Annotated in this window: 11 protein-coding genes and 1 pseudogene; 6 read left to right on the forward strand and 6 right to left on the reverse strand. The window is 73.1% G+C overall.

Annotation, left to right across the window (positions count from 1 at the left end; translation table 11 throughout):
- Window positions 1-32 precede the first annotated feature (32 nt).
- A complete protein-coding gene (locus IGA62_RS22445) occupies window positions 33-1532 on the forward strand; it encodes an APC family permease (RefSeq protein WP_377465140.1) in 1500 nt (499 codons plus the stop codon).
- A 98-nt stretch (window positions 1533-1630) separates the two neighbouring features.
- On the opposite strand, the gene IGA62_RS22450 is transcribed toward IGA62_RS22445, so the two are convergent.
- Together IGA62_RS22450 and IGA62_RS22455 are read right to left on the reverse strand one after the other, a co-directional pair.
- The gene (locus IGA62_RS22450) at window positions 1631-2452 is read right to left on the reverse strand and encodes a SigB/SigF/SigG family RNA polymerase sigma factor (RefSeq protein WP_091462891.1); all 822 of its coding nucleotides are present in this window, start codon (window positions 2450-2452) and stop codon (window positions 1631-1633) included.
- 403 nt (window positions 2453-2855) lie between these two features.
- Window positions 2856-4445, reverse strand: coding sequence for a phospholipase D family protein (locus IGA62_RS22455; protein WP_145818972.1), 1590 nt, complete (start codon window positions 4443-4445; stop codon window positions 2856-2858).
- 129 nt (window positions 4446-4574) lie between these two features.
- Between IGA62_RS22455 and IGA62_RS30635 the strand changes: the two genes are divergently transcribed.
- A complete protein-coding gene (locus tag IGA62_RS30635; protein ID WP_269780459.1) occupies window positions 4575-4703 on the forward strand; it encodes a hypothetical protein in 129 nt (42 codons plus the stop codon).
- Window positions 4704-4773: 70 nt separating this feature from the next.
- Here the strand turns inward: IGA62_RS30635 and IGA62_RS22460 are convergent, their stop codons facing one another.
- Window positions 4774-5757 carry a pirin family protein gene (locus tag IGA62_RS22460; protein ID WP_145818971.1) on the reverse strand — a complete coding sequence of 328 codons (984 nt, stop codon included), beginning with the start codon at window positions 5755-5757 and terminating at the stop codon, window positions 4774-4776.
- Window positions 5758-5974: 217 nt separating this feature from the next.
- Here IGA62_RS22460 and IGA62_RS22465 point away from each other — a divergent pair, with 217 nt between their 5' ends.
- Window positions 5975-7573, forward strand: coding sequence for an FAD-binding oxidoreductase (locus IGA62_RS22465; protein WP_145822067.1), 1599 nt, complete (start codon window positions 5975-5977; stop codon window positions 7571-7573).
- A 101-nt stretch (window positions 7574-7674) separates the two neighbouring features.
- Here the strand turns inward: IGA62_RS22465 and IGA62_RS22470 are convergent, their stop codons facing one another.
- On the reverse strand, window positions 7675-9210 hold the full coding sequence (locus tag IGA62_RS22470) for a multicopper oxidase family protein (protein WP_145818970.1): 1536 nt from the start codon (window positions 9208-9210) through the stop codon (window positions 7675-7677).
- Between the two features lie 390 nt (window positions 9211-9600).
- Here IGA62_RS22470 and IGA62_RS22475 point away from each other — a divergent pair, with 390 nt between their 5' ends.
- The 3 genes and pseudogenes from IGA62_RS22475 to IGA62_RS22485 all read left to right on the forward strand — a co-directional run bounded on the left by IGA62_RS22475 (window position 9601) and on the right by IGA62_RS22485 (window position 14614).
- A complete protein-coding gene (locus IGA62_RS22475) occupies window positions 9601-11787 on the forward strand; it encodes an MMPL family transporter (RefSeq protein WP_186499944.1) in 2187 nt (728 codons plus the stop codon).
- Window positions 11788-12031: 244 nt separating this feature from the next.
- A pseudogene (locus IGA62_RS22480) lies at window positions 12032-12319 on the forward strand (transposase); the annotation flags it as partial.
- A 1464-nt stretch (window positions 12320-13783) separates the two neighbouring features.
- The gene (locus IGA62_RS22485; protein ID WP_280526206.1) at window positions 13784-14614 is read left to right on the forward strand and encodes an AfsR/SARP family transcriptional regulator; all 831 of its coding nucleotides are present in this window, start codon (window positions 13784-13786) and stop codon (window positions 14612-14614) included.
- 386 nt (window positions 14615-15000) lie between these two features.
- On the opposite strand, the gene IGA62_RS29685 is transcribed toward IGA62_RS22485, so the two are convergent.
- Both IGA62_RS29685 and IGA62_RS22525 read right to left on the reverse strand, forming a co-directional pair.
- On the reverse strand, window positions 15001-24384 hold the full coding sequence (locus IGA62_RS29685; protein WP_198501094.1) for a type I polyketide synthase: 9384 nt from the start codon (window positions 24382-24384) through the stop codon (window positions 15001-15003).
- Window positions 24385-24842: 458 nt separating this feature from the next.
- A complete protein-coding gene (locus IGA62_RS22525; protein ID WP_145818967.1) occupies window positions 24843-26471 on the reverse strand; it encodes an FAD-dependent monooxygenase in 1629 nt (542 codons plus the stop codon).
- Window positions 26472-26481 lie beyond the last annotated feature (10 nt).

The following is a 26481-nucleotide window of genomic DNA, read 5'->3' on the forward strand; positions in this document are numbered from 1 at the left end:
CCGCTCCGCTGCCCCTGCGACCGGAAGTGGCCATGCCCGCCTCGCCGACACCGCCGCCCGTGACTCCGGGCCACCCCGGTCATCTCCCCGTGGCGCTGACCCGGGGCGGACGCGGGGTGCCGGGGGTGCTGGTCTTCACGCTCTCCGCGGCGGCACCCCTGACCGTGGTGGCCGGAGTGGTCCCCATCGCGTACGCGGTGACCGGGGCGGACGCCCTCGGCGCGGCCGTCCTCGCGCTCGCGGTGGTGCTCGGCCTCTTCTCGGTGGGTTACCTGGCGATGTCCCGCCGGATGACCCACGTCGGCGCGTTCCACGCGTACGTCGCCCGGGGCCTCGGCCGCCCGGCCGGTGCCGGTGCCGCCTGGGTCGCCCTGATCGTGCGCAACCTCCTGCAGATCGGGCTCTACGGACTGGTCGGCGCGGCCACCGCCCCGGTGCTCGCCCGGTGGTTCGGCGGCCCGCCGGCCTGGTGGCTGGTGGCCCTGGCCGCCTGGGCGCTGGTCGCCGTGCTGGGCGTGACCGGGGTGACCCTCGACCGGACCGTCCTGGCCGTCCTGCTGCTGGCCGAGGTCGCGGTACTGGTCGTGTTCGACCTCGGGCACCTGCGGCACGCCGCCGGCACGATCGACCTGGCCACTTTCTCCCCGGCCCACCTGGCGACCCCCGGGGGCGGGGCGCTGCTCGTCGTCGCCGCCGTCGGCTTCGTCGGTTTCGAGTCCGCCGTGCTGCTGAGGGAGGAGAGCCGTGGGGCCGGTACGGTGCCCGCCGCCACGTACCTCGCGGTCGGGCTCGTCGGTGCGCTCCTGGCGTTCTCCGCCTGGACGCTGACCGTGGCCACCGGGCCGGGCCGGGTCGCGGCGGTCGCCGGGGAGCGGGGTGTCGACCTGCTGTTCACCCTGGCCGGCGACCACCTCGGCGAGGGCGCGGTGGGAATCGGCCGGATGCTGCTGGTCACCTCCGTGCTGGCCGCCCTGGTGTCGCTGCACCACAGCACCGCCCGGTACGCCTTCGCCCTGGGGCGGGAGCGGTTGCTCCCCGCGCCGTTCGGCGAGGCCTCGCCCCGGACCGGGGCGCCACGGTGGGCCTCGGTCGCGCAGAGCGTCCTCGCGTTGCTGGTGATCGCCGGGTGCGCGTCGGCAGGGGTGGAGCCGGTGCGCCACCTCTTCTACGGGAGCACCGTGACCGGCGCCCTGGGAACGCTGCTGCTGATCACGGCGACCTCGTGCGCGGTGCTCGCCTTCTTCGCCCGGGAGGTCACCGGGGAGCGCCTCTGGCGGCGGACGGTCGCCCCCGGCCTGGCCACCGTCGCCCTGGTGACGGTCGTCGTGCTGGCGCTGGCCGACGTCGCCGTGCTCCTCGGGGTCGAGCCGGGCTCTCCGCTGCGCTGGGCGGTGCCGGCGGTCTTCCCGTCGACGGCGGTGGCGGGCGCCCTCTGGGCGGTGCTGCTGCGCTCGCGCCGGTCCCGGGCGTACGTGCGGATCGGCCTCGGCCCGGAGAGCGCCGCCGCCGACCTGCCGCCGGCTGGCGGATAGGAGAGCGCGTAGGGCCGACGCGGACACGGCGGAGGCCGGACCCCTCAGGGGTCCGGCCTCCGCCGTCCGTGCTCGGTGCTGCCGTCGAAGCTGCCCGGTCAGTAGGTGCCGTCCAGCTGGCCGCGCAGCTTGGTCAGCGCTCGGGCCAGCAGCCGGGAGACGTGCATCTGCGACACACCGATCTGGTCGGCGATCTGCGACTGGGTGAGGTTGCCGTAGAACCGGAGGGTGAGGATCTTCTGCTCACGCTCGTCCAGCGTGGCCAGCGCCGGGCCGAGAGCGACCCGCAGCTCGGCCAGCTCGAACTCGTTGTCCTCGCCGCCGAGCATGTCACCCAGCTCGGTGGCGCGGTCGCCGTCGCCGGTCGGGGTGGACAGCGACACCGCGTTGTAGGCGCGGGCGCCTTCCAGGCCCTCCAGCACCTCTTCCTCGGTGAGCTTGAGGTGGGCGGCGATGTCGGCGACCGTCGGCGAGCGGCCCAGCGTCTGCAGGAGCGAGCTGTTGGCGTCGGAGATGGCCAGACGCAGCTCCTGGAGGCGACGCGGCACCCGGATGTCCCAGGTGCGGTCGCGGAAGTGCCGCTTCAGCTCACCGATGATGGTCGGGATGGCGTAGCCGGCGAAGTCGACGCCCCGGCTCGGGTCGAACTTGTCGATCGCCTTGATCAGGCCGACGGCGGCGGTCTGCGCCAGGTCGTCGGTGGGCTCGCCGCGACCGCTGTAGCGGTGGGCGAGGTGGTTGGCGAGCGGGAGCCAGGCCTCGATGGCCCGGTCACGCAGGGCGGCCCGCGACGGGTGGTCGGCGGGCAACGCGGCCATGGCGTTCAGCAGTTCGGCGGCGCTGTCGGTGAGGGCGCGCGGGTCGAGCTTCTCGGTGGCGGCGGGTGTGGTCGCCGACTTCGTAATCGTTGGCGCGGTCATGGGTGGTCCTCCCTGCACCTCGTCCGCAGATAAAGACGTAAGGCTTTTGGTTTAGCTTCAGTTAGGCCGTTCGGGATTTACCTTAGCCTGATCGTGCCGGCGAAAGCTAGCCGAAAGTACGATGTACTTAAGCCTCATGTTTGCAGTAACTCCCGCAAATCGCCCTGCCGGTGGGCGTCGGGTCGTCGGGAGTGCTAAGCGTGTCACCGCCTCGTCACCCTGTGCCGCGCACGCCGGGGCGAACCGTCGCACAGAGGTCGACGGCCGTGACGCTCGGTGGCCTACGGGGGGTTCGGGTGACGCGCGCGGGGCGACATGTCGCGCCGGACGTGTCGTAGACCACTCTCCTGGGGCCGAACCACGTACCGGACCGCGTGGGCGGCTTTCGTCCGGGCGGGTGGGCTCACCAGGTTCCGGCGATGCGGGCTCGCATCGGACGGCCGTCCGGGTCGTAGACCAGTCGGTACGCCGGCAGCGCCCAGAGCCGGGTGTACCAGGGCAGCCGCTCCGGCCGGTGCGGCCGGAGCCGTCCCGGCGGCCGGGGGCCGACCCGGCCCGAGTCGTACCACCGCTGGAGCGCGTCGGCGGCGGCGTTGACCGCGGCCACCGTCTCCGCCGGGTCCAGCAGGTCGGTGTCGCCGCTGCCGTCCTCGGGCCGGTCCAGGTGCTCGCGCAGCAGACGCAGCCGCAGTTCCCGGGCGAAGTGGCGGGCCCCGTCGCCGAGGCCGGCCGGGTCGGCCGGGGTGCGTTCGTCCCGGGTCCCGTCCAGCACGGCACAGGACAGTTCGCTGTCGTGGGTCCAGGAACGGCGGTTGAAGTTGTCGCTGCCCACGCTGGCCCACACGTCGTCGACCACGCACACCTTGGCGTGCACGTAGACCGGGCCGCCCTCGTGGTTCTCCACGTCGAAGACGTGCACCCGGTCGGCGGCGGCCTCCTCGCAGAGCGACAGCGCCTGTTCCCGGCCGACCGTGTTGGGCGGCAGCGCCAGCCGTCCGTCCACGTCCGGGTAGCGGGGAACCACGGCGATCAGGTGCAGGTCGGGGTTGGTCCGCAGCGCTTCCGCGAACAGCTCGGCGATCTCCCTCGACCAGAGGTACTGGTCCTCCAGGTAGATCAGTCGGCGGGCCCGGCGTATCGCCTTGGTGTAGCCGCGGGCCACCGTGCGTTCGCCGTCGGGGGCGAAGGAGTAGCGGGGGCGCACCGCGGGATAGGTGCGCAGCACCTGCACGTGGTGCGGACCGCAGGGGGCCGGGTCCGGGGGCTGGGCGGGCAGCGGATCCGGGCGCAGGTCGGCCCGGCGCAGCCGGTCCCGCAGATAGGCCAGCGGGTTTTCCGAGTCCAGCGGCATCGGGTCGGTCCAGCGTTCGCGGAAGACGGTGTCCAGCGCGCCGACCACCGGCCCCCGCACCGCGAGCTGCACGTCGTGCCAGGGCGGACGCGGACCGTAGCGGGGGGACATCTGGACCGCCTGCGGGTCGCCGTGGTGCGCCGCGTCGTCCCGGCGGCTGTGGCAGAGGTCGATCCCCCCGACGAACGCCACGTCGCGCTCCGGTCGGCCCGGGTGACGCAGCACCACCAGTTTCTGGTGGTGCGACCCGCCCCGGCGGACCCGCTGGTCGAGCAGCACCTCACCCCCGGCGGCGGAGATCGCCTCGCTGAGGCTGCGGTTCTCCTTCTCGCTGTAGGCCAGCACGTCGAGGTGGGAGCGCCAGACGAGGCCCTTGACCACCACGCCCCGCTGCGCGGCCTGGGCGAAGAGCTGGGCCACCGTGGGGCCGTCCGGCCGCATCCGCTCGTCCGGGTCGCCCCGCCAGTCCGTGAAGAAGAGATGGTCGCCGGTCCCGAGCGCCTCGACCTCCTCGACCAGCCGATCGAAGTACGCCGCACCGTGAATTAACGGCTCGGCAAGGTTTCCGTCGGTCCAGACGGGTAACCCTGAGACCTGGTTGGCGCGTTCCCCCGTGGTCAGGAACCACTCCCGCACGGTCACGTTCCAGCCTCCCGGGGTCGACGTTGCCCTCACGGTAGGACGAGCACCGTTGGCCCGCACGGCGTGGGCGATTCCCGCCCGCCGCCGGCCACGCCCATGCGCATTCGGACATCGAGGAGGACACGCACCATGCCGGTCGAGACGCCGAACGCCCAGCCCGAGCAGCATCCCCAGGCGGTGGAGAGTGAGCGGGGGGCGCTGGTCGCGGTGCTGCTCATGGTGATCCTCGGGGTCGCCGGGATCTTCGCTGTCTCCTGACAGCGGACGGGAGAACGGTACGGGCGCCACCGGTCGTGACCGGTAGCGCCCGTCGTCGGGTCAGGGCCGGTCAGGGCCGCGACCCGTCGGTGTGCGGCAGACGCTCGGTGGGAATCACCCCGAGCCGGCCGGCCTGGAAGTCCTCGACCGCCTGGATGAGCTCGTCGCGGGTGTTCATCACGAACGGACCGTACTGCGCCACCGGTTCCCGGATCGGCTGCCCACCCATGATGTACAGGTCCATCGCCGGGGTCCGGCTCTCCTGCTGCGGGTCGGCGGCGAAGCGCAACGCGTCGCCCGGCCCGTGCACCGCGAGTTGCCCGGTGTGGATCGGCCGGCGGTCGGTGCCGACCGTGCCGCGCCCACCGAGCACGTAGACGAGCGCGTTGAAGTCCGGTCGCCACGGCAGGTCCACCTCCGCACCCGGCTGCACCGTCACGTGGGTGATGGTGATCGGGGTGTGGGTCGATCCGGGGCCCTGGTGCCCGGCGACCTCACCGGCGATGACCCGCAGCAGCGCGCCGCCGTCGGGGCTGGTCAGCAGCGCCGACTCCCGGCCCCGGATGTCCTGGTAGCGCGGGGAGCTCATCTTCGCCGCCCGGGGCAGGTTGACCCAGAGCTGGAGACCGTGGAAGAGCCCACCGCTGACCACCAGGTGCTCCGGTGGTGCCTCGATGTGCAACAGGCCGCTGCCAGCGGTCATCCACTGGGTGTCGCCGTTGGTGATGGTGCCCCCGCCGCCGTGGGAGTCCTGGTGGTCGAAGACGCCGTCGATGATGTAGGTGACCGTCTCGAAGCCGCGGTGGGGATGCCAGGCGGTGCCCTTGGGCTCGCCGGGCGCGTACTCCACCTCGCCCATCTGGTCCAGGTGGAGGAAGGGGTCCAGCTCGCGCACGGGGACTCCGGCGAAGGCCCGGCGGACCGGGAAGCCTTCACCCTCGAATCCACTCGGGGCGGTGACCATGCGACGGACCGGCCGGTACGCGGTCGTCGTCGCGTCCAGCCGGGGCAGTCGGGGCAGGACGAGCACGTCCTCGACGGTGATGGCGGGCATGGCACCAAATGTAGCTACCGCCGGGGCGGGTCACCCCTTTCACCGGTGTGAGGTGTGATTCACCTGCTGACGGGGTCGCGGGGTGGCGACGGCACCCGCCCCGCGGCACCTTTCTGTGGTGGGCGTCGACACAGACTCCAGTGACTCGCGATTCCTATCCCTCTCACCTTCTGTCATGATCTGGTGACGCAAGGTGCGGTAGACGAGGAGTGCGCCGATGAAGCGACGCAGGACCGGCCGAAAGGGGACGGGACTCGTGTTCCCCTGCACCCGTACCATGCGCTCCGCCGCAGGGCGCTTCCCGTGGCCCGGGGAGGACGCGGGCGTGGTCGACGGGCACCTCCCCGCCGCGATCGTCCCCGAAAGCGGACTCCACCTGCCGCCGACCGGGATCGACCGGTTGCTCGGCGGCCTGCCGGACGGCTACCCCGGCCCCCGCAGCCCGGAGGCCGTCGCCCGGCGGCTGCGCCACCAGTTCGACGGCCGTCTCCACCTGCCCGGCGCGGTCGGTTACGACGCCGGTCGGCTGGCCTGGCGGCGGGACCTCGACCAGCAGCCGCTCCTGGTCGCCGAGGTGGCCGACGCGGCCGACGTGGCGCGGGCCGTCATCACCGCGCGCGAGTTCGACGTACCGGTCGGGGTACAGGCCACCGGGAACGGCACGGTGCGCCCCACCGACGACGGTGTGCTGCTCAACCTGTCCCGGATGTCGTACGTCGACATCGACCCGGTCCGGGCCACCGCCCGGGTCGGCGGCGGTGCCCGGTGGGGGGACGTGGTGGCTGCCGCGGCCCGGTTCGGGCTGGCGCCCATCTCCGGCTCCTCGTCCGCGCTGGGGGTCGCCGGCTACACCCTGGGCGGCGGGGTCGGCTGGCTGTCCCGCCGGCACGGGTTCGCCGCCGACAGCCTGCTCCGCGCCGAGGTGGTGACCGCCGCCGGCACCCGACTGGTCGCCAGCCCGGACGACGACGTCGACCTGTGGTGGGCGCTGCGCGGCGGTGGCGGCAACTTCGGCGTCGTCACCGAACTCCTGCTCCGCCTCTACCCGGTCGGTGAGGTCTACGGCGGGGTGGCGTACTTCCCGGGCGAACGGGCCGGCGAGATCCTCGCCTGCCACCGGGACCACGCCGCCGACCTGCCCGACGAGTTGACCACCGCGCTCACCCTGCTGCGGCTGCCGGACGGGCCGGCTGTTCCGGGGCCACTGCGCGGACGGACGGTGGTGGCGCTGCGCGTCTGCCACACCGGTCCGGTGGCCCGGGGGCGGCGGGCACTGGCCCCCCTGCTGGCCGCGGCCGGCCCACCCCTGCTCGGCGGGTACGGACCGATGACCTGGCCGCAGACCTCCGCCCTGGACGACCCGCAACCCGGACCGCAGATCGTCCGGGAACACACCGACCTGTTCCGGGGGATGAGCGACGAGCTGATCGACGTGCTGCTCGCCGAGATCGGCGGTTCGGGGGCGAGCCGTTCCCCGATCTCGGTCATCGAGCTGCGGCACGTGGGCGGGGCGCTGGCCCGGCCGGTGGCCGAGGGCGGACCGTCCGGCCACCGGGACGCGACGTACGCGCTGATCGCGGTCGCCCCGCGGCTGCACGCCGCCCAACTGTCCGTCGCGCGGGGGCACATGGCGGCCTTCGCCCGCCGGCTGCGCCCGTACGCCACCGGCGGGGTGCTGCTCAACTTCCTCAGCGACCCGAGCCGGACCATGGCGGCCTACCGACCGGCGGACCTGGGGCGGCTGGCCGCCCTCAAGCGGATCTACGACCCGGAGAACATCTTCCACCGCAACCACAACATCCCGCCGGGCCCCTGACCCCGGCCGCGACCGGCGCGGGCCACCCGGCCGGTACGCCGACGACCGACGCCGGCTCCGGTGAGGGAGCCGGCACCGGGGCGCTCGCCGTGCCGGTGGGGTCAGCCGTGTCCCTGGTGTCCACCGCCGTGCCCGCCACCGTGGTCGCCGCCCGGCGTGCCGGCCTGCTGCCCGGGCTCGACCACCACGAACTGTCCCATCATCCCCTCGTCCTCGTGGAACAGGATGTGGCAGTGGTACATGTACGGCATCTCCGGGTCGGCGTGGTCGGCGAACCGGGCGATGAGCCGGAACGTCGTGTTCGGGCGCAGGAACACCGTGTCCTTCCAGCCGCTCAGGTGCGGCGGTGGCGCGGCCCCGTCGACGTCGATCACCTGGAACTGGACGTCGTGGATGTGGAAGTTGTGCTGGAGCGCCTCCCGGCTGGTCACCTCCCACACCTCGGTGGTGCCCTTGGTGACCGTGACGTCGATCCGGTCCATGTCCATGGCGTCGCCGTTGATCCGGGTGCCGCTCAGGGTGAACCGCCGGGTCTCGGCGGCCTCCCCGGGGTCGAGCCGGGGCGTGTCGACCAGCCGGGACGGCAGCTCGGGGCGCTCCTCGAGGCGGTCCGCGGCGCGCAGCTGGAGGACGTCGAAGGTGTCCTCGCCGCCGTTGAACCGCTCGCTCCAGGTGTCCGCCCCGAGGTCCGGCGGGAAGCTGCGCAGGACGGTCCGCTCGCCCGGACGGACGTCGACCACGATCTCCGCGCGCTCGCCCGGGGAGAGCATGACCCGCTTCATCCGGTACGGCTTGTCGAGCAGGCCGCCGTCCGTGCCGACCAGGGCGAACTCGCGGTCGTCGGGGAAGCCGAAGTCGAAGACCCGGGCGTTGGAGGCGTTGAGCACCCGGAGCCGGACGCGTTCGGTGGTGACGTCCAGGTACGGCGCGGTCGCGCCGTTGACCACGATCGTGTCACCGAGCAGGCCGACGCCGCTGAACATCGGCGTGTTCTCGTTCAGGTTCCCGTTCCGGGAGAACCGCTTGTCCTGCACGATGACCGGCACGTCGTCCACGCCGTACCGGTTGGGCAGCTGCGCGACCGAGGTCTCCGGGTCGTCGACGATGAACATGCCGGCCAGTCCCCGGTAGACGTGCCGGGCCGTCTCGCCGTGCGGGTGCGGGTGGTACCAGAGCGTCGCGGCCGGCTGGTCGACCGTCCAGGTGGGATGCCAGCTCGTGCCGGCCGGCACCATCTGGTGCGGGCCACCGTCCATCCGGGCCGGTAGGTGCATTCCGTGCCAGTGCACGGTGGTCTCTTCGTCGAGTTCGTTGTGGACGTTCACCAGGACCTGCTCACCGCGGGTGGCGCGCAGGGTCGGACCCAGGTACGCCCCGTTGAAGCCCCAGGTGTCGGCGGTGCGGTCGCCGAAGTCGTGCCGACCGGTCCGCGCCCGCAGCTCGAAGACCCGCCGGCCCTCGCCGTCCACGGTGGACGGGGCCAGCGGCGGCACCGGGAGCGCGTGGACGAACTCGACACTGCCAGCAGTGGAGACGGTCCTGGAGTTGAACGTCCAGACCACGCCCGCCACGCCGGCCGCGCAGAGGAGCACGACGGCGACCGTGGCGGCGATCAGCACTCGCCGGAGCGGGCGCATGGCAATCACCTCTGGGGTCTCAAGGGGTCGGTACATCCGTAGCCTGGCTGGGTATCCGCGCGGGCGTCCACCTGTCCCTGACAAGTCCAGGGGGAACGCAGGGTTCACCCTGATCCGGGGTGGGGACGGCCGGGCGCGCCAGGTCAGGGCAGGGCGCCGGGAAAGGTGATTCGGCCCAGGTCAGGGTCGGAAGTGGTCGGAAGTCGATGACCCTGAGGGCGTGCGATGCCTGTGCCCGGTCGCCCCGGGTTTCGAGCCTGGGATGGCTGAACTGTGGGGCCTGGCACGACCGGAGCTGTAGTACGGCTACCGATCCCCCTGTTAAGGTGGCGTATCTACAAGTAGACAAGCTATCTATCTGGGCCGTGAGTCTCAGGAGGTCGAGCACTGATGACCAGATCAACCGCCGCAGTCACGCCGACACGGCGCCCGAGTGTCTTCGAACGGCTGGGCGGCTGGGCGTACCGGCGTCGCTGGATCGCCGTGGCGCTCTGGGTGCTCGTGCTGGCCGGCGTCACCGTCGCCGCCCAGGCCGTCGGCAGTGACTACCGCAACGACTTCTCCCTGCCGGGCACCGACTCCCAGAAGTCCCTCGACCTGCTCGAGGAGCGGGCCCCGGTGCAGTCCGGGGAGTCGATCCAGATCGTCCTGGAGCGTCCGGCCGGCCTGCGTGACCCGGCCACCCAGGGGCGGGTCGAGGGGATGCTCGCCAAGATCAAGACCCTGCCCCACGTCGCCGGCGTGCAGAGCCCGTACGAGGGATTCGGCATCTCGGAGCAGGGCACCATCGGTTACGCCACCGTCGCGCTGGACGGCCAGTCCGCCGAGGTCCCGGCCGACGACGTCCGCAAGATCATTGACGCCGCGGACGCGGCCGAGGGCGAAGGGCTCCGGGTCGAACTCGGTGGGGCGCCGATCCGCGCGGCACAGGAGGGCGGCGGTGGCGGTGCCGAGTTCGCCGGCATGCTCGCCGCGCTCGTCATCATGGTGATCCTGTTCGGCTCGATCGTGGCGGCCAGCCTTCCGCTGGTCATCGCCATCTTCGCCGTGGGTTCCGCGATCGGTCTGATCGGGCTGGCCTCGCACGTCGCGACCATCGCCGACTTCACCGCGCCGCTGATGATGTTGGTCGGCCTGGGCGTCGGTATCGACTACGCGCTGCTGATCTTCTCCCGGTACCGCTCGGAGCTGCTCAAGGGTGTCCCGCGGCGGCAGGCCGCGATCAACGCCCAGGACACCGCCGGCCGGACGGTCTTCTTCGCCGGTTGCACGGTCATCCTGGCCCTGATCGGCCTGATGGTGCTCGGTCTCGGCTCCCTCCAGGGTGTCGCGGTGGCCGTCGCGATGACCGTCCTGGTCACCATGCTCTCCTCGCTCACCCTGCTCCCCGCACTGCTGTCCATCGTGGGTGGCCGGATCGAGAAGGGCGTGCAGAAGCGGCTGGCCAAGGGCAAGGCGACCGAGGGCACGCAGTGGCGTCGCTGGGTGACCTGGGTGCAGAAGTACCGCTGGTTGAACGCGCTGGTGCCGCTGGGCATCCTGGTGGCCCTCGCCGTTCCGGTGATCAACATGAACCTGGGCTTCGCCGACGCCGGCAACGACCCGGAGTCGACCCACAGCCGCCAGGCGTACGACCTGCTGGCCGAGGGCTTCGGGCCGGGCTTCAACGGGCCGCTGATCGTCCTCTCCGACGGCAGCCCGGAGGACGCGACCCGCGCCCAGGCCGCCATCGCCGCGACCGAGGGCGTGGCCACCGCCGTCCCGCCGAACACGATCGGCGAGAACCTGTCGCTGATCATCGTGCTGCCCGAGTCGAAGCCGCAGGACCAGGAGACCATGGACCTGGTCGACCGGCTGCGGGAGACCGTCCTGCCGCCGGTGGCGGAGGAGACCGGTGCCACGTACCTGATCGGTGGCAGCACGGCCGCCACGGTCGACTTCTCCGAGGCGGTGGCCGCGAAGATGCCGATCTTCGTGCTGGTCGTGGTCGGTCTCTCCACGCTCCTGCTCATCCTGGTCTTCCGGTCGCTGCTGATCCCGCTCATCGCGGCGGTGCTCAACGTCCTCAGCGTGGGCGTGGCGCTGGGCATCATGACCCTGGTCTTCCAGGACGGGCGGCTCGGCGTCGAGCCGGGTCCGATCGAGGCGTACGTGCCGGTCATGATCTTCGCGGTGGCGTTCGGTCTCTCCATGGACTACCAGGTCTTCCTCCTCTCCCGCATGCACGAGGAGTGGGAGCGGAGCAAGGACCCCACGGAGGCGGTCCGCGAGGGCATCGCGACCACCGGGAAGGTGGTGACCGCGGCCGGCGCGATCATGGTGGTGGTCTTCGCCGCCTTCATGCTCAGCCCGACCCGCATGCTCCAGCAGTTCGGGCTCGGACTGGCGGTCGCGATCCTCGCCGACGCGCTGCTCATCGGCTGTCTGATCCTGCCCGCCGTGATGCAGATCTTCGGCCGGAAGGCCTGGTGGCTGCCCCGCTTCCTGCAGCGGGTGCTGCCCCGGGTCGCCCTCGAGCACAGCGGTGCCGCCCACCAGGAGGTCCGTGAGGACGAACGGGAGGACGTCAGGGTCTGACGACGACGACCGCCGTGGGCCCTCCGGGGCCCACGGCGGAGCCGGCGGCCGGAAGCCGCCGGGCCGGCCGTGACCTGCGGGTCACGGCCGGAGGGCTTCACAGCACATGGTCAGTCAGTCGCACGCGGTTCACCCGATGATCCGCGTCGCAGGCGGTCCACCCGGTGACGGTTGGACCGCTCACGGGGGTCTGCAGGCGGGCGCGGTGCGGAGCCGCGGGAAGTACGAGAGGGAGGGGATGCTCATGGCACCGCCCAAGAAGTATCCGGACGAGCTGCGGATCCGCGCGGTGGAGCGGTGGCGGGGCTCCGATCCGCGGCCCCCCATCGTGCAGCTCGCCCGGGACCTCGACGTTCACCCCGAGGCGCTGCGGACCTGGATTCGTCAGGACGAGATCGAACGCGGTGAGCGGCCCGACCCCCGCGCCGAGCGTCTGTCGGAGACCGAGGCGGAGGAGCTGCAACGACTCCGGGCAGAGAACGCCGAACTCCGCCGGGTGAACGAGATACTGACAGCGGCCAGTGCCTTCTTCGCCTCGCAACTGGACCAGCAGCGCCGGCTCCTGTGACCACCGCGCTGCCGACCGTCGCTGCCGTCCCGTTCGGACAATCCAATTCAGACGACAGATCCGCCGCACCGCGTGACGGCCGGCGGCGGTGGCGCTTCGTTGTGTCCGGGATCGGCTCCAGGTTGGACGGCCGGGGCCGAGCCGGCCGTTGCGCTCTTTCCACTCTCCGTCCGGATCCGTGTTCGACCGCTGACGTTCCGCTGACCCCTTCTCATCCAGAAAGCGTCCAGGGCGCTTCCAGAAATGCCCATTTCTGGAGTGAGCGCTCCGGCATGTCTGTTCCTGGTTTCGGGCAGATGGTGGTTCCCGGGCCGGCTGACCCGGCCCGGCGCCGACGGTGCGTCCCTTCGGCCCGGCGGGCCCCGGGTGCCACTCGTCCGGCGGGGTGACGGGAGCGGAAGGGAGGAGGCTGGGACGGCCATCCGGAGCGGCCCCGCCTTCTCCGCCTCGTATGTGCTCGGATGCGCGTTTTGGGCGGTCCGATCCGGCTACTGCCGGTTCTTTCCAGGTTCCCGGAAGGCCGTAGCCGAGGTTACCGGGCGGTATGCCGGTGCGGGTGGTGGGTTTCCGGGGGAGTGGAGTGCTGTCCAGTGTCAGCCAGCTGACAGCTTTACCTTCCCGATACATGGCCTGCGGGCCCTGGCCGCCAGGATCGAACACTACCGATCGTATACGCCCAGGATCGGACCGGTCGCTCGTCGCCAGTGGAGCCGGTGGCCCGCCCCGGGGTGCCGGGCCCCGCCGGTGCAACTCCCGGCGTGCCGTCATGATCAGCGCAAACGCCCCCTCGGTGAGTGATTTGCGATGGCTTCGCCGCCCCGCCGACATGTGTAATTGAGGTTGCCGCGGCCCGGGTCGCGGCGCACAATTTCACTACATCCTGTGAAGCCTGCCCCAACAATGCACGGGTGCCTCGAAGCCGGCTCGAAAGCTTCTTGGTTTCTGTGCCTGCTTGTGCGGCAACCTGCAATGGGGCATAGTGATGAACAGAGGCATGCATCGATTAGTCGATCAGGGGGACCGGTGTTGCCGCACTGGTAAATATTTGATCCGACAATCGATGATTCAGTCAATGGTTGACCGTCGGAGCTGGGGGGCTGCTTAGTGTCACCTTGAGTTACCTCCATGTCTCACTGAGTAACGATGGTAAGGCGCGGCAGCTGGGGGGCGCCCCGTCGCTGCGAATTCCACTGTGCGTATGGGTGCCCTGCGTTACGCCTAGTAACGCACGATTCACTTATTGTCATGCCCATCAATCCGTCATTCCTGTGTGGCAACTGGATTCTCCTGGCGGAAAAGTGATCCTGAATGCGTTCAGGAATTGCGCTGACATTATTTGGGTCGGGGCCCAAGGGCGTAGAGAAGGATGTGACAGCATTGCAGATCAACGTGCTCGGTCCCTTGTCGGTTCATGTCGGTCAGATGGATATGACGCCAACGGCGCCAAAACCGCGTCGGGTGCTTGCGCTTCTCGCTATTTGTGCCAATCGCGTCGTCCGTAACGAACAGATCATCGAAGAGCTGTGGGAGAACAGTCCGCCCACCAGCGTCACCACCACCCTCCAGACGTACGTCTACCAACTCCGCAAACATCTGCAGCGGGCACTCACCCCCCAGTCCGGCGGCACCGGGCCGGGCTCCGCGCCCACGTCGGAGTTGCGGACGTTCGCAGGCGGTTACATGCTCTCGCTCGCTCCGGAGGCACTCGACTCGCTGCGCTTCGAACAACTCGTGGCGCAGGGGCGCGCGGCGCTCGAGTCCGGTCGTACGGAGGCCGCGGCCCGGATCCTCCGGGACGCTCTGGCGCTCTGGCGAGGGCCGGCGCTGGTGGACGTCACGCCGGGGCCCATCCTCCAGGTGGAGGTGCTGCGGCTGGAGGAGATGAGCAAGAGCGCCCTGGAACTGCGCATCGAGGCGGACCTGCTGCTGGGGCGCCACCACGAACTCCTCAGCGAGTTGGTCGGACTCTCCGCGCGGCAGCCCACCCACGAGGGGTTCCAGGCCAAGCTGATGCTCGCGCTCTACCGTGCCGGGCGCCGTTCCGAGGCGCTCGGTGTCTACCAGGGGGCCCGCAAGGCCCTGGTGGCCGAGCTGGGGGTGGACCCCTCGGGTGACCTGCAACGCCTGCACCGGGCCATCCTCGAAGGCGACCCGAGCCTCAGCGAGGCCGGCCCGCCGCCCATCGGGCTGGAGTCCCTGGCGATGTCCATCCCCCGGCAGCGGCGGCTGGAGTACCGGCAGGTCGGCGCGGTGCAGTAGGACGTCTCGGCAGTGACCGCGCCCCCACCCGGGGCCGGTCGGCCGGGACCGGCCGGTGGGCGGTGACCCACCCCGGGACCGGGCTGCCATGGGGCCACCGGGTCGGGGCCGCGATGTCGGACCGTCCGGGTGACCGGTGCCGCGCACAGCGCGCGGCCATCGGGCACCCGGGCGGTCTCTTCGTGTCGCCGGTGCACCGGGACCGGGTGCCCGACCGTCGGCCGTGCGGGCACGACACCGGCGGGGTCGCCCTGCCGCACGGGGCGGTGGGTGCCGGCCGGGCCGCCGGGCCGGCGGCACCGCCGCCGGGCCGGACGTCACCGTCCCGGCCCGGCGCGGTGGTGCCGCCGTCACCCGCTCACGCCTTCCCCGCCGCCGTCACCCGCTCACGCCTTCCCCGCCGCCAGCACCTGGTCGAGCAGGACCTCCGCCAGTTCGCCCACCCGGGGGTACTCGAAGACCACCCCGGCGCTCAGCCGGAGGCCGGTGGCGGTCCGGAGCCGGTTGCGCAGCTCCACCGAGGCGAGCGAGTCGAAGCCGAGGTCGCGGAACGTCTGCCCGTGGTCGATCCCGCCGTTGCGGCCCAGCACCGAGGCGACCTCGGTGCTCAGCAGCCGCACCAGGGCGTCGTGCCGGCGCTCCTGCGGCAACTGGGCGAGCTGGTCGGCCCAGGAGGAGGCCGACCCGGTGCCCCGCGTCACCCGCTCGACGACCCGCCGTCCGGGCGGCGGGACGAGGTCACGGAACATCCCGGGCACGGTGTCCCGGTCCGCCCGGCCGCGCAGTGCGGCCCGGTCCAGCCGGACCGGCACCAGATGGGCCTGGTCGCGGGCGACGGCCAGGTCGAACAGGGCCAGACCCTCCTCGTTGGAGAGACCGGCGACGCCGGCGCGGCTCATCCGGGCCAGGTCGGCCTCGGCGAGGTGCCCCGTCATCCCGCTGGACTCGGCCCACAGGCCCCAGGCCAGCGAGGTGGCGGTGCGGCCGGTGGACCGGCGTAGCGCCGCCAGCCCGTCGAGGAACGCGTTCGCGGCGGCGTAGTTGCCCTGACCGGCCAGCCCGATCGTTCCGGCGACCGAGGAGAAGAGCACGAACGCGTCCAGCGGCCGGTCCCGGGTCAGGTCGTGCAGGTGCCAGGAACCGTCCACCTTGGGGCGCAGGACCCGGGCCACCTGGTCCGGTGCGAGTGCCTCGACCGTGGCGTCGTCGAGCAGGCCGGCGGTGTGCACGACCGCCGTGAGCGGGTGCGCCGCCGGAACGGCGTCCAGCACCCGGGCCAGGGCCTCCCGGTCGGCGACGTCGCAGGCCGCGACGGTCACCTCCGCACCCAGCTCGGTCAACTCCTTCTCCAGCTCGGCCACCCCGTCCGCGTCCCGGCCGCGTCGGCCGGTCAGCAGCAGGTGCCGTACGGAGTGCCGGGTGACCAGGTGCCGGGCCAGCAGCCGGCCCAGCGTGCCGGTGCCGCCGGTGATCAGGACGGTCCCCTCCGGGTCGAGCGCGCCGGGCAGGGTCAGCACCAGCTTGCCGACGTGCCGGGCCTGCTGGAGATGGCGGAAGGCCGCCGGGGCCCGGTCGACCGGCCAGGTGGTGATCGGGCTCGGCTCCAGCACGCCCGCGTCGAAGAGGTCCATCAGGGCGGCGAACATCCCCCGGATCCGGTCCGGATCCACGGTCAGCAGGTCGAAGAACCGGTACGTCACGCCGGGGTGGTCGGCGGCGACCCGCTCGACGGGCCGGATGTCGGTCTTGCCCATCTCGACGAAGCGCCCGCCCCGGCGCAGCAGCCGCAGCGAGGCGTCGGTGAACTCGCCGGCCAGCGAGTTGAGCACCACGTCCACGCCCTCCTGCCCGGTGGCGTCGGCGAACCACTGCTCGAAGTCCAGGGTGCGGGAGTTGGCGATGTGCGCGTCGTCGAAGCCCGCCTCCACCAGCGTGTCCCACTTCGGCGGGCTGGCCGTGGCGAAGACCTCGGCGCCCAGGTGCCGGGCGACCTGCACCGCCGCCATCCCCACCCCGCCGGTGGCGGCGTGGATCAGCACCCGTTCGCCGGACCGCAGGTCGGCCAGGTCGACCAGGCCGTACCAGGCGGTGAGGAAGACCGTCGGCACGCTGGCGGCGAGCGCGAAGGTCCAGCCCGCCGGGATGCGGGTGAGCAGCCGGTGGTCGGCCACCGCGACCGGGCCGAAGGCCCCCTCGGGGAAGAGACCCATCACCCGGTCACCGGGGGCCAGGTCGGTCACGCCGGCACCGACCTCGACGACCACCCCGGCCGCCTCGCAGCCCATCGTCGCCGCACCCGGGTACATGTCGAGGGAGATCAGCACGTCCCGGAAGTTGAGGCCGGCGGCCCGGACGGCGACCCGGACCTCCCCGTCGGCCAGCGGGCGGTCCGTCCCCGCAGGGCCGACCAGGGCCAGGTTGTCGATGGTGCCGCGCGGTTCGGCCACCAGCCGCCAGTCGGTCGTCTCCGGCACCGGCAGGGTCTGCTCGGTGCCGGTGCGGGCCAGCCGGGGTACGCGCAGCGCATCCCCGCGGACCGCCACCTGCGGCTCGCCGGTGGCGACCGCGGCGGGCACCCGCAGGTGCGACGGGGTGTCCAGGTCGACCAGGACGAACCGGCCGGGGTGTTCGGTCTGCGCGGTGCGCAGCAGCCCCCACACCGCCGTGGTCGCCGGGTCCCGGACCGGCTCGCCCGGGTCGGCGGCGACCGCCCGGAACGTGGTCAGCACCAGGCGGGAGGCGTCCAGCCGGTCGCTGGCCAACCACTGCTGGAGCAGGTCCAGCGCGGCGGTGACCGCCGAGTGGGTCGCCGGCACCATCTCCGGTTCCGGTGCCCCGGCGGTGGCCACCACGACGTCCGGCACCCGTGCCCCGGCCTCGACCGCGGCGAGCAGTGCGGCGAGGTCCGGATAGACGGTCGCGCCGACCGCGTCCAGGTCGCTCTCGCCGAGCACGGCCAGCCGGATGGTGCCGGCGGTCGGTGGCGCGGTCACCTCGGTCCAGGCCAGCTCCAGCAGCGAGTCGCGGTGCGCCGCGGCGGCGGAGAGCTGGGCGGGGGCGGCGGGTTGCAGGGTCAGCGACTCCACCTCGGCCACCGGCGCCCCCGACCCGTCGGTCAGGGTCAGCGCCGCGCTCAGTTCGCCGGTCCGCCGGACGTGCACCCGCAGCGCGGTCGCCTCCACGGCGTGCACCCGGACGCCGCTCCAGGCGAACGGCAGGGCGATGCCACCCCGGTTGTCCCCGTCGAGCAGGCTCAACACGAGCGGGTGCAGCGCGGCGTCGAGCAGTGCCGGGTGCACGTGGAAGCCGGTGACGGACTGGTCGTCGGCGAGCCGTACCTCGGCGTACAGGTCGTCGCCGTCCCGCCAGGCCCGGTGCAGGCCACGGAAGGTCGGCCCGTACCGGTAGCCGGCGTCGGCCAGCCGTGGGTAGGCGTCGGCCAGGTCCCACGGGGTCGCCCGCGCCGGGGGCCACTCGTCCAGGCGCGGCCCGTCGCCCGGCTCCGTCCCGGCCAGCGTGCCGGTGGCGTTGCGGACCCACGTCCGGTCGGTCCCGGTGCCGTCGGCGGCGGGTCGGGAGTGGACGGCCAGCGTCCGCCGCTCCGGGTCGTCCCCGGGGGAGACGCTCACCTGGATCTCCACCCCGCCGGTGGGCGGCAGCACCAGTGGTGCCTCCAGGACCAGGTCGTCGACCACGCCACAGCCGGCCCGGTCGGCGGCGTACGAGGCCAGGTCGACCAGGGCGGTGCCGGGGAGCAGCACGGTGTCGCGTACCGCGTGGTCGACCAGCCAGGGATGCGTACGCCGGGACAGCCGCCCGGAGAGCAGCACCCCGGCGTCGCCGGCCAGGTCGATCTCGGCGTCGAGGAACCGGTGCCCGGCGTCCCGGGCCGGGGTCGCCCCGCTCGGTGCGGCGAGCCAGTGCCGGTGCGGCTGGAACGGGTACGTGGGCAGGTCGGCCGTGCCGCGCGGCACGTACGCCGGATCGGCGACCAGCCGGGGCCGGTGCCCGGTGTGGGTGTGCACGTGGGCCAGCGAGAGCAGCAGCCGGGCGGCGGTGCCTTCGCCGCGCTTCAGCGTCCCGGTGGTGGTGCCGGTGTGGTCGGCGGCGTCCAGGGTGTCCTGGATGCCGATGGTGAGCACCGGGTGCGGGCTGGTCTCGACGAAGTGGGTGTGCCCGGCGGCGGCCAGCGCCCGGACGGTCTCGGCGAACCGGACCGTGTTGCGCAGGTTCTGGAACCAGTACCCGGTGCCCAGCTCGGTGGTGTCCAGCAGGCCACCGGTGTACGTGGACCAGAACGGGATCCGCGCCGCCCGGGGCCGGATCTCGCCGAGCAGCTCGTGCACCTGCTCCCGGATCGGCTCCACGAACGGGGTGTGCGAGGCGTAGTCGACGTCGATCCGACGGGCGTTGACGTCCCGGGCCTGGAAGCTCGTGACCAGGTCGTCGAGGGCGGCGGCCTCGCCGGCCACCACCGTGGAGTGCGGCCCGTTGATCGCCGCGACGTGGATCCGCCCGTCCCACGGGGTCAGGTCGACCTGCTCCACCGGCAGCGGCACGGAGACCATGCCCCCGGTGCCGGCGAGCGCGGTGATCGCCTGTGACCGGCGCGCCACGACCCTGGCCGAGTCGTCGAGGGTGAGGGCTCCGGCGACGTACGCGGCGGCGATCTCGCCCTGGCTGTGGCCGATCACCGCGTCCGGCTCGACGCCGTGCGCCCGCCAGGTCTCCGCCAGCGAGATCATCATGGCCCAGAGGACGGGCTGGATGACGTCCACCCGGTCCAGCGGCGGGGTGCCCGGCTCACCGCGCAGGACGTCGATCAGGTTCCAGTCGGTGTACGGGGCGAGCGCGTCGGCGCAGCGGTGCAGCTGCGCGGTGAACACGGGGTGGGTGTCGAGCAGTCCCAGCGCCATGCCGACCCACTGCGACCCCTGCCCGGGGAAGACGAAGACGGTCTTCCCCTCGGTCGGGGTGCCGGTGACCAGGTTCGGCGCGGACCGTCCCTCGGCGAGGGCGGTGAGCGCCTCGCGGGTGGCGTCCGGGTCGGCGGCGACGACGACCGCGCGGTGGTCGAACCGCGCCCGGGTGGTGGCCAGGGTGTGCGCGACCACGGCCGGGTCGAGGTCGGCGTGGGTGTCCAGGTGCCGGACCAGGTTGGCGGCCTGCTCCCGCAGGGCGGCCGGGCCGCGCGCCGACAGTGGCAGGGCGACCGCGCCCACCGTCGCCGGTGGCACGCCGTCGGCCGGGGCGGCATCGGTGCCGGTGTCGGCCGGGGCCTCCTCCAGGATCACGTGCGCGTTGGTGCCGCTGATGCCGAACGAGGAGACCGCGCCCCGGCGGGGCCGCCCGTCGTGCGGCCACGGCACCGCCTCGGTGAGCAGGGCGACCGCGCCGGACGACCACTCCACGTGCGGCGACGGCTCGGCCGCGTGCAGGGTGGGCGGCAGCAGGTCGTGCCGGAGCGCCTCGATCATCTTGATCACGCCGCCCACACCGGCCGCCGCCTGGCTGTGCCCGATGTTCGACTTCAGCGAGCCCAGCCGCAGCGGCCGGTCCGCCGGCCGGTCCTGCCCGTACGTGGCGAGCAGCGCGCCGGCCTCGATCGGGTCGCCGAGCTGGGTGCCGGTGCCGTGCGCCTCGACGGCGTCCACGTCGGCGGGGGAGAGGCCGGCGTCGACCAGCGCGTCCCGGATCAGCCGCTCCTGGGACGGGCCGTTCGGGGCGGTGAGCCCGTTGCTGGCCCCGTCCTGATTGATCGCGCTGCCCCGGATCACCGCGAGCACCCGGTGGCCGTTGCGGCGCGCGTCGGAGAGCCGCTCCAGCAGCAGCACCCCGGCGCCCTCGGCCCAGCCGGTGCCGTCCGCCCCGGCCCCGAACGCCTTGCAGCGCCCGTCCGGCGCGAGACCGCGCTGCCGGCTGAACTCGACGAAGATCCCGGGCGAGGACATCACGCACGCCCCGCCCGCGACCGCCAGGTCACTCTCGCCCCGGCGCAGCGACTGCACCGCGAGGTGGATCGCCACCAGCGACGAGGAGCAGGCGGTGTCCACGGTGAACGCCGGGCCCTCGAAGCCGAAGACGTACGAGATCCGCCCGGAGGCGACGCTGGCGGTGCTGCCGGTGAGCCGGTAGCCGTCGGAGCCGGCCGACGTCTCGTACAGGCGTGGTCCGTACTCCTGGGACATCAGCCCCATGAACACGCCGGTGCGGCTGCCGCGCAGCGCGGTCGGGTCGATGCCGGCCCGCTCGAACGCCTCCCACGAGGTCTCCAGCAGCAACCGCTGCTGCGGGTCCATGGCGGCGGCCTCGCGTGGGCTGATCCCGAAGAACTCCTCGTCGAACTCGTCGGCCCGGTGCAGGAAGCCACCGTGCCGGGCGTACGACTTCCCGGGCGCGCCGGGCTCCGGGTCGAACAGCCCCTCGAGGTCCCAGCCCCGGTTGGTGGGGAACTCGCCGATCGCGTCGACACCCCCGGCGACCAGCCGCCACAGGTCCTCCGACGAGCGGACGTCGCCGGGGTAGCGGCAGCCGATGGACACCACCGCGATCGGTTCGTCCGCGTCCGCGTCCGCCCGGGTGGTCGGCGCGCCGACGCCGTCGCCGACCAGTTGGTCGCGCAGGTGCCCGGCGAGGGCGGTCGGGGTGGGGTGGTTGAACAGCAGGCCGGAGGCGAGCCGCAGCCCGGTGGCCGCCGCGAGGCGGTTGCGCAGCTCGAGCGAGAGCACCGAGTCGAAGCCCAGGTCCCGGAAGGAGAGGTCGACCCCGATCGCGGCGTCGGAGGCATGGCCTAGCACCGCCGCCGCGTTCTTGCGGACCAGGTCGAGCGTCAGCCGGGACTGCTCGGGCGCGGGCAGCAGGGCGAGCCGTTCGGCCAGCGTGCCGGTCAGCCCGGGCCGCGCGTCCCGGCCGGGCTCCGCGTCCCGGACCGGGTGCGGCGCACCGCCCGGCGCGGGCCCCGTCGGGACCGGCCCGGCGGTGATCCAGTACGCCTGGCGCTGGAACGGGTACGTGGGCAGGTCGACCGTGCCGTCCGGGACGTGCTCCGGATCGGCGGCGAGGACCGGTGTCCGTTCGGTGCGGGTGTGCACGGTGGCCAACGAGAGCAGCAGCCGGCGCGGGCCGCCGTCACCACGCTTGAGAGTGCCGGTGGTGGTGCCGGTGACGTCGCTCGCGTCCAGGCTGTCCTGGATGCCGACGGTCAGCACCGGGTGCGGGCTGGGCTCGACGAAGTGGGTGTGCCCGGCCGCCGCCAGCGCCCGGACGGTCTCGTCGAGGCGGACCGGGTTACGCAGGTTCCCGTACCAGTAGTCCGCGGTCAGGGCGGTGCCGTCGACCGGGCCGGCGGTCACCGTCGACCAGAACGGGATCCGCGCGGCGGTCGGCCGCAGCTCGCCGAGCATCTCGTCCCACCGCTCGCGCAGCGGCTCCACGTGGTGGGTGTGCGAGGCGTAGTCGATGTTGACCCGGCGGCAGGTGATACCCCGCTCCGCGTGCGCGGCGGTGATCTCGTCGAGGGCGTCCAGGTCGCCGGAGACCACCGTGGAGTACGGCCCGTTCAGCGCGCCGACGTGCAGCCGCCCGGCCCACGGGGTCAGGTCGACCTGGTCCGGCGGGAGCGGGATGGAGACCATGCCGCCGGTGCCGGCGATCGCGGTGATCGCCTGGGCCCGACGGGCGACGAGCCGTGCCGACTCGTCGAGGGTGAGGGCTCCGGCGATGTACGCGGCGGCGATCTCGCCCTGGCTGTGGCCGATCACCGCGTCCGGCTCGACGCCGTGCGCCCGCCAGGTCTCCGCCAGCGAGATGATCATCGCCCAGAGCGCCGGCTGGAGCACGTCCACCCGGTCCAGCGGCGGGGCGCCCGGCTCACCGCGCAGGACGTCGATCAGGTTCCAGTCGGTGTACGGGGCGAGCGCGTCGGCGCAGCGGTGCAGCTGCGCGGTGAACACGGGGTGGGTGTCGAGCAGTCCCAGCGCCATACCGACCCACTGCGACCCCTGCCCGGGGAACGCGAAGACCACCTTCCCCGGGGTGCGGGTGCCGGTGACCAGCCCGCCGTCGGGCAGCCCCTGGGCCAGCGCGGTCAGCGCCGTCCGCGCCTCGACGATGTCCCCGGCGACCACCACGGCCCGGTGGTCGAACCGGGTCCGCGTGGCGGCCAGGCTGTGCGCGACCACGGCCGGGTCGAGGCCCGGGTGGGCGTCCAGGTGCCGGACCAGGTTGGCGGCCTGGTCGCGCAGCGCGGCCTCGCCGCGTGCGGAGAGCGGCCAGCCGGTCACCTCGCCCGCCGCCCCGGTCGCCGCTTCGCCCGCCGTGTCGCCCGCTGCCCCGGTCGCCGGTTCCGTGTCGGTGGTTGCTGTCTGCCAGGTGGTTGCAGGGGCCCCCTCCTCATCACCAGACGGTAGGAAGGGCCCCCTGCAACCAGCCACGCCTCCCGACGGCTCCGCGTCGGCCGGTTGTTCCGGGGCGGCGGCGAGCACCAGGTGGCAGTTGGTGCCACCGATGCCGAACGAGGAGACCCCGGCGAGCAGGGGCGCGTCCGGCCGGGGCCAGTCGCCGGCCCGCTGCTGCACCCGCAGCCGCAGATCGTCCAGGGGGATGGCCGGGTTGGGGGTGGTGAAGTTCAGGCTGGCCGGCAGGTGCCGGTGACGCAGGGCGAGCACCGCCTTGAGCAGGCCGACGACGCCGGCCGCGCCCTCCAGGTGACCGACGTTGGTCTTGGCCGAGCCGACCAGCAGCGGCGCGTCGGCCGGGCGACCCGCGCCGAGCACCCGGCCCAGCGCGCCCGCCTCGACCGGGTCGCCGACCCGGGTGCCGGTGCCGTGCAGCTCGACGTACTGCACGTCGTGCGGGTCGACGCCGGCATCGGCGTACGCCAGCCGCAGCACCTCCTCCTGCGCCGCCCGGCTGGGTACCGTGAGCCCCTCGGCCACCCCGTCGTTGTTGACCGCGCCGCCGAGGATGACCGCGTGCACCCGGTCGCCGTCGGCCAGCGCCCGGGCCAGGGGCTTGAGCAGCACGGCCGCGCCGCCCTCACCCCGGACGTAGCCGTTGGCGCGGGCGTCGAAGGTGTGACAGCGGCCGTCGGGGGAGAGCGCTCCGGCCCGGGCCATGCCGGTGGTGCTCTCCGGAGCCATGATCAGGTTCACCCCGGCCGCGATGGCCAGGCTGGACTCACCCCGCCGCAGGCTCTCGCAGGCCAGCTGCACGGACACCAACGACGAGGACTGCCCGGTGTCGACGGTCATGCTCGGGCCGGTGAGGCCGAAGTGGTGCGAGACCCGGTTGGCGAGGATGCTGCGGTGCAGCCCGGTGACCGTGTGCGGGGAGACCGCCTCCGGGCCGCCCCGGTAGGACAGCGTCGCGTAGTCGTCCCAGATGGCGCCGACGAAGACCCCGGTGCGGGTGTCCCGTACCGAGGCGGGGACGATCCGGGCCTCCTCCAGTACCTCCCAGCTCAGCTCCAGCATCAGCCGCTGCTGCGGGTCCATCGCCGCGGCCTCGCGGGGGCTGACCCCGAAGAAGGCCGCGTCGAAGGTGTCGACCCGGTCGAGAAAACCGGCCCGGCGTACGTCCACCGGCGGCTCGCCCACGTCCCGCCACCGGTCCGCCGGCGGTTCGCCGACGGCCTCGACCCCGTCGCGCAGCAACTCCCAGAAGGCCCCCGGGTCAGGTGCCTTCGGCAGCCGGCAGGCGAGTCCGATGATCGCTATGGGTTCGGTACGCCCCACGGGTGCCTCACCCACGGTGGTCTGCGGTTCGCTCACGGTTCCCTCCCGGGCGCGGTGGTTCTGACAGGCGCGTGGTGTCGTCTGGGGCGGTGCTCCGCGCGGGCGCGCCGGGCACCGACGCTGCGCACGCCTGACGGCCGCGAAGCTCTGACGGACGGTTCGATGCGGTACGACCGAACTGCACTGCTGGACTACTGCACTGCGTCGCACCCGGCTGTGCGGCACCGCGCTGTGCCGCGTCTCCTGCACTGCTCAGCCCGGCTGCGCTGCCTTCCTCGGCTGCGCCACGTCGCGCTGCCCTGCGCCGGGTTGCGCGCCGCGTCGCGTTGTGTTGCGCCATGTTGCGTTGCGTTGCGCGTTGCGCCGCCGGGTTGCGCTGGGCTGGGCTGAGGTGGTTGCAGGGGGCCCTTCCTCATCAAAAAGCGGTAACAAGGGGACCCTGCTTCCACCCCAGCCGGGTGTGGCTGGCCGAGTGGCGGTGCGGGCGGGGTGGGTCAGCGGTGCAGCAGGGCGCCCAGTACCCGTTCGACGGTGGACTCGGTGGCCTCGGCGTCGGCCGGGGAACGCCAGCAGACGAAGCCGTCCGGCCGGACGAGCACCGCCCCCTGCGGGGCGACGCCGTACGTGTCGTGCCAGGGCCGGTCGTCCTCGACCAGGTCCGCTCCGATCCGGTGGATGTCGAGGTCGACGCCGAGGCGCTTGGCGGCGGCCGTCGCGGCGACGCGCCACGGTTCGCCGGCCGAGCCGAGCAGCAGCACCGGCCGCTGGCCGAACAGGTCCAGGGTGGAGATCCGTTCCCCGTCCCGGCGCAGCCAGACGTGCGGCGCGCGGGTGCCGGGCCGGCCGCCGAGCTGGCGCGGGTCGACCAGGGCGGCGGTGCGGACCCCACCCGGCCCGGGCGGGGCGGCGGGGACGGTGTCGCCCGGTTCGGCGGCCACCGCGGACGAGTCGTAGACGTAGCCGAAGGTCACCATCAGGGTGTCCCGGACGGCGGCCTTCTGCTCGTCGGTGGCGAAGCCGCCCCGGGTGGCCAGGCGGAGTCCGGCCTGGGTCATCACGGTGACCCCGACCGGGTGGCGCTCGGCGTCGTAGGTGCCCAGCAGCGCGGGGGAGGCCTGACCGGTCAGCACCGCGTGCAGCTTCCAGGCCAGGTTGTGCGCGTCGTGGATGCCGGTGTTCGCGCCGTACCCGCCGACCGGCGGCACCACGTGCGCGGCGTCGCCGACGAGGAAGATCCGCCCGCCGGTGAACCGCTCGGCGACCAGCGCGCCCATCTCCCACGGCATCACGCTGCGCAGCCCGACCTCGAGGTCCGGTACGCCCACCGCGGCCCGGACCAGCTCGACGCAGCGTTCGTCGGTGAAGTCCTCCGGGCGCTCGCCCTTCTCCGGGTGGTAGGTGACGATCAGGGTGCCCTGCCCCAGCGAGTCGTCGTGCCCGAGGATGCCCTCCACCCGGTCGTTCTCGACCTGGCAGATGGCGAACCGGCGGCCGGCGAGCGGGCCGGTCAGGTCGGCCCGGAACAGGATGCTCATCTGGTGGCGGACCACGCCGCGACCGTGCCGCCGGATGCCGAGCCGCTCCCGGATCGGGCTGTGCGTGCCGTCCGCGGCGACCAGGTACTCGGCCCGGATGGTCCGGCGGGCCCCGGTCTTCCGGTCCTGGACGGTGGCGGTGACGCCCTCGTCGTCCCGGGCGAGGTCGACCAGCTCCACGCCGAAGCGGATGTCGGCGCCCAGGTCGTTGGCCCGGTCCAGCACCAGCGGCTCGATCCGGTCCTGCGGCAACGAGACCAGCCGCTCGATCGGGCTGATGTCGCTGACGTCCTCCTCGTCGGGGATCCGGGACATGTGGATCTCCCGGCCGGTCAGCGACTCGACCTTGCCGTTCAGGACGTGACCGGCGAAGCCGGCGCTCTCGGCGTAGATGGCGTCGGTCAGCCCGACGGAGCGGTACAGCTCCAGCGTGCGCGGGTACCAGCCCCAGGCGCGGGGGTGGATGGCGGTGCCCGGGTGACGTTCGACGAGGACCGACCGGACGCCGTGCGCGGACAGGAACAGGGAGGTGGAGAGCCCCACCACCCCACCCCCGACGATCAGTACTGGTGTTGTCTCGTCGTACACGAGTGACTCC

The sequence above is a fragment of the Micromonospora sagamiensis genome (assembly GCF_014680085.1).
Classification (GTDB): domain Bacteria; phylum Actinomycetota; class Actinomycetes; order Mycobacteriales; family Micromonosporaceae; genus Micromonospora; species Micromonospora inyonensis.

What these genes read in the sequence shown, in the direction of transcription:
- IGA62_RS22485 (WP_280526206.1), top strand. Translation starts at nt 13,784, where the DNA reads ATGACGCCAACGGCGCCAAAACCGCGTCGGGTGCTTGCGCTTCTCGCT.
- IGA62_RS30635 (WP_269780459.1), top strand. Translation starts at nt 4,575, where the DNA reads ATGCCGGTCGAGACGCCGAACGCCCAGCCCGAGCAGCATCCCCAGGCG.
- IGA62_RS22475 (WP_186499944.1), top strand. Translation starts at nt 9,601, where the DNA reads ATGACCAGATCAACCGCCGCAGTCACGCCGACACGGCGCCCGAGTGTC.
- IGA62_RS22445 (WP_377465140.1), top strand. Translation starts at nt 33, where the DNA reads ATGCCCGCCTCGCCGACACCGCCGCCCGTGACTCCGGGCCACCCCGGT.
- IGA62_RS22450 (WP_091462891.1), bottom strand. Translation starts at nt 2,452, where the DNA reads ATGACCGCGCCAACGATTACGAAGTCGGCGACCACACCCGCCGCCACC.
- IGA62_RS22465 (WP_145822067.1), top strand. Translation starts at nt 5,975, where the DNA reads ATGAAGCGACGCAGGACCGGCCGAAAGGGGACGGGACTCGTGTTCCCC.
- IGA62_RS22460 (WP_145818971.1), bottom strand. Translation starts at nt 5,757, where the DNA reads ATGCCCGCCATCACCGTCGAGGACGTGCTCGTCCTGCCCCGACTGCCC.
- IGA62_RS22470 (WP_145818970.1), bottom strand. Translation starts at nt 9,210, where the DNA reads ATGCGCCCGCTCCGGCGAGTGCTGATCGCCGCCACGGTCGCCGTCGTG.